Origin of the sequence: Pseudomonas sp., assembly GCF_036404235.1 — a bacterium.
Taxonomy (GTDB): Bacteria; Pseudomonadota; Gammaproteobacteria; order Pseudomonadales; family Pseudomonadaceae; genus Aquipseudomonas.
In genome coordinates this window covers 1-2,812 of sequence record NZ_DASWOT010000087.1, presented here as the reverse complement: position 1 = coordinate 2,812, position 2,812 = coordinate 1, and the positions used below count along the sequence as shown (strand labels likewise).

Below are 2,812 nucleotides of genomic sequence, written 5' to 3'. Positions count from 1 at the left end.
ATAGGCGCGGTCATGCGCAAGTATTTGACGGGGATTTGGGCATGCATGCGTGCTGGCGAAGATTTTAATACGGCCAAGCTTTTTAGCGAAAAACACTTACTAAAAGCTTGACCGGCAACAGAGTATCTACAGCGGGTGTGTTGAAGGCATCCGCCACTGGCGCGCCGCGCCGGATGAGCAGCTGCGGGCAATTGTGGTCGAGGTTGCAGAACGCGTTTCATCTGTAGGAGCCAACGTGTTGGCGAGGCGTCCAACGCGGTGTGCCTGAAACACCGCCTCGCGAACAAGTTCACTCCTACAGAGGTTGTGTGGAAGGCATCCGCCACTGGCGCGCCGCGATGTAAGCAACGGTGACGCCTCTGATACGGTCAATTTTTTCAGCGAGAAACGCCCGCTGAAAGCTTGGCCGGGAACCGAGTATCTACCGGGCCCTACTTGCTGCGCGATGTCCACACGACCTTGAATTTCCCTACCATTTCCTGCAAGTCCAGCCCCAACCTCGCCAGCTCCGCGCTCGACGCTGCGGTTTGCTCGCTGGCGGCCGCAGTCTGATCGGAGATGTCGCGCACGTTCAAAATGCTACGGTTGATCTGTTCGGCCACGGCGCTTTGTTCTTCGCCGGCCGTAGCGATCTGCTGATTCATGCTCTGGATGGTCGAAACGGTGCGATTGATGTGTTCCAGGGCACTGCCGGCACGGCGGCTCAGGTCCACACTGCTGTCAGTTAATGTACGGCTGGCGTCGAGGGCGTTGACCACATGTTGTGTCCCGCTCTGTAGCGCCGCGATCAACTCTTCGATTTCCTCTGTGGACTGCTGCGTGCGCTGCGCCAGGCTGCGCACTTCATCGGCAACCACGGCAAAACCGCGTCCCGCTTCGCCTGCACGTGCGGCTTCAATGGCGGCGTTCAAGGCCAAAAGGTTAGTCTGTTGTGAGACTGACTTGATTACATCGAGCACACCACCGATTTTGTCGCTTTCAGACTTCAACTGGCCCATCGCCTGTGTTGAGTTGTTGACTTCGCTTGCCAGCCGTTCTATCTGCGCGATTGCATCGTTGACCACCTTGTCACCTTCGCGAGCCTGTTGATCGGCTTGAATCGCGGCCTCCGACGCTTCCTCGGCATTGCGCGCCACCTCCATGACTGTCGAAGTCATTTCGTTCATGGCCGTCGCTACTTGATCGGTTTCCTCCTTTTGGTTGTTCACCCCGATGCTGGTTTGCTGCGTCACCGCTGACAATTGTGCGGCGGCGCTGGCGATTTTCGCCACGCCGTCGCTGATGCCGCCGATTAGTCGCCGCAGGCTGATCGTCATCGTCTGCATGCGCTGTTGCAGCTCACCCATCTCGTCCCGCCGGTTAACAACGAGGTCTCTGCTCAAGTCGCCTTGAGCGATGCGTTCAGCTGCCTTTAGTGTCTGGCGCAGGGGTATGACGACTTGTTGAGTAATCAGCCAGGCGGCGAGCAGGCCGAGGGTTAGCGTCAACCCGGCAACGCTGGTCAAGGCGGTACGTGATTGGCTCGCCTCACTCTCGCGGCGTGTGCTCTGCAGGTTGCTCAACTCGTTCGTCGATGCCAGCAGCGTCTCTCCTAGCGCCTCCATGTTTTCGTGAGCAGCCTCGGTCTTGACTTGGACTTCTTTGAATAGGCCCAGTTGGCTACGGTAGTTCTGCAGTGCTTGGCTGGCTAATTTAAGGCCGGACGCATTGCCCTGCGTTTGAACCTGGGAAATCTGCTCTATTTCCTTTAGCGACTCGTCGATGGCAGTGAAGGCCGCAGTCTCATAGACTTCCTGACCGCTAAAGACGTATGCGAGCACTTCATAGCGAGCGTTCTGGATCTGGCGCCGTAACTGAAGAATATTAGTGAACTCGTCGAGCTGTTCGCTGCTGTTCTGCTCTTGGCTCACGACTTTCAACACTTCGCTTTCAACCCGGCCAACCGCCGCTATCGCTTGATCGGAATGCTCATCCAGGCGCAGGCGTGAGGCGGCGCGCTCCTTGAGCAACTGCCCAAGGTCAGTGAAGGTTTTTTCCAGCGTGCGCACGCCCTCGCTTTGGCTGGTAAGCAGTTTAAGCAGTTCGGCTTGCTCGGTTTCTTCGCGCAGTTTGAGCAGGTGTGCTTCGAGTTCATTGAGACGGTCAACCACTCGGGTTGCAGCTTCTGGGGTGTTTTCTAAGCGAAAGGTAACGCGCTCGGTACGCAGGTCTTTGGTCATGGCGTTCAACTGGCTGACGGCTGTGATCGATTCTGAACGTTCGATCATCGTGTCCAGGCCATGCCAGCCGGTGAGGGCGATCACCAGCGTCAGCACCAGCACCAGACCAAAGCCTAATGAAAGCTTGAGTTTGACGCTGGTATTCCCCAGTACCTGATTCATCCCTCGAAACATGGTGTATCTCCTGCGAATGGGCAATCAATGGCATGCCCGGCATCAGCAGGGCGAGCGTTGAAAGCGCATCGGCAGAAGGTTGAAGCACGCGACCTGAGGTGGGTGTAGGAGATTTCTGATTAGCGGGACGGGGTGATGTGTGTCACAGAGTCGTCATTGAGTGATCGCCCCCATGCAGAACGTGGGAGCGATCATCATTGGAGGCATCAGACGCGGAAACGCGCCACTAATGTCTGCAAATGCGTCCCCAGCCGAGCCAATTCGACGCTGGACGCTGCGGTTTCTTCGCTGGCGGCCGAGGTCTGTTCCGAGACGTCGCGCACGTTGAGCACGCTGCGGTTGATTTCTTCTGCGGTAGCACTTTGCTGTTCGGCTGCTGCGGCGATTTGCTGGTTCATGGCCTGAATGGCTGACACCGT

Annotated in this window: 1 protein-coding gene and 3 pseudogenes; 1 reads left to right on the top strand and 3 read right to left on the bottom strand. The window is 57.3% G+C overall.

The window, feature by feature from the left end:
• Nucleotides 1-111: pseudogene (locus tag VGC62_RS27890) on the top strand (IS110 family transposase); the annotation flags it as partial.
• Nucleotides 112-431: 320 nt separating this feature from the next.
• On the opposite strand, the gene VGC62_RS27690 reads toward VGC62_RS27890, so the two are convergent.
• The 3 genes and pseudogenes from VGC62_RS27690 to VGC62_RS10555 all read right to left on the bottom strand — a co-directional run.
• Complete coding sequence (locus tag VGC62_RS27690; RefSeq protein WP_414705782.1) at nucleotides 432-1,157, bottom strand: methyl-accepting chemotaxis protein; 726 nt, start codon at nucleotides 1,155-1,157, stop codon at nucleotides 432-434.
• 153 nt (nucleotides 1,158-1,310) lie between these two features.
• Nucleotides 1,311-2,381: pseudogene (locus VGC62_RS27685) on the bottom strand (methyl-accepting chemotaxis protein); the annotation flags it as partial.
• Nucleotides 2,382-2,599: 218 nt separating this feature from the next.
• A pseudogene (locus VGC62_RS10555) lies at nucleotides 2,600-2,812 on the bottom strand (methyl-accepting chemotaxis protein); the annotation flags it as partial.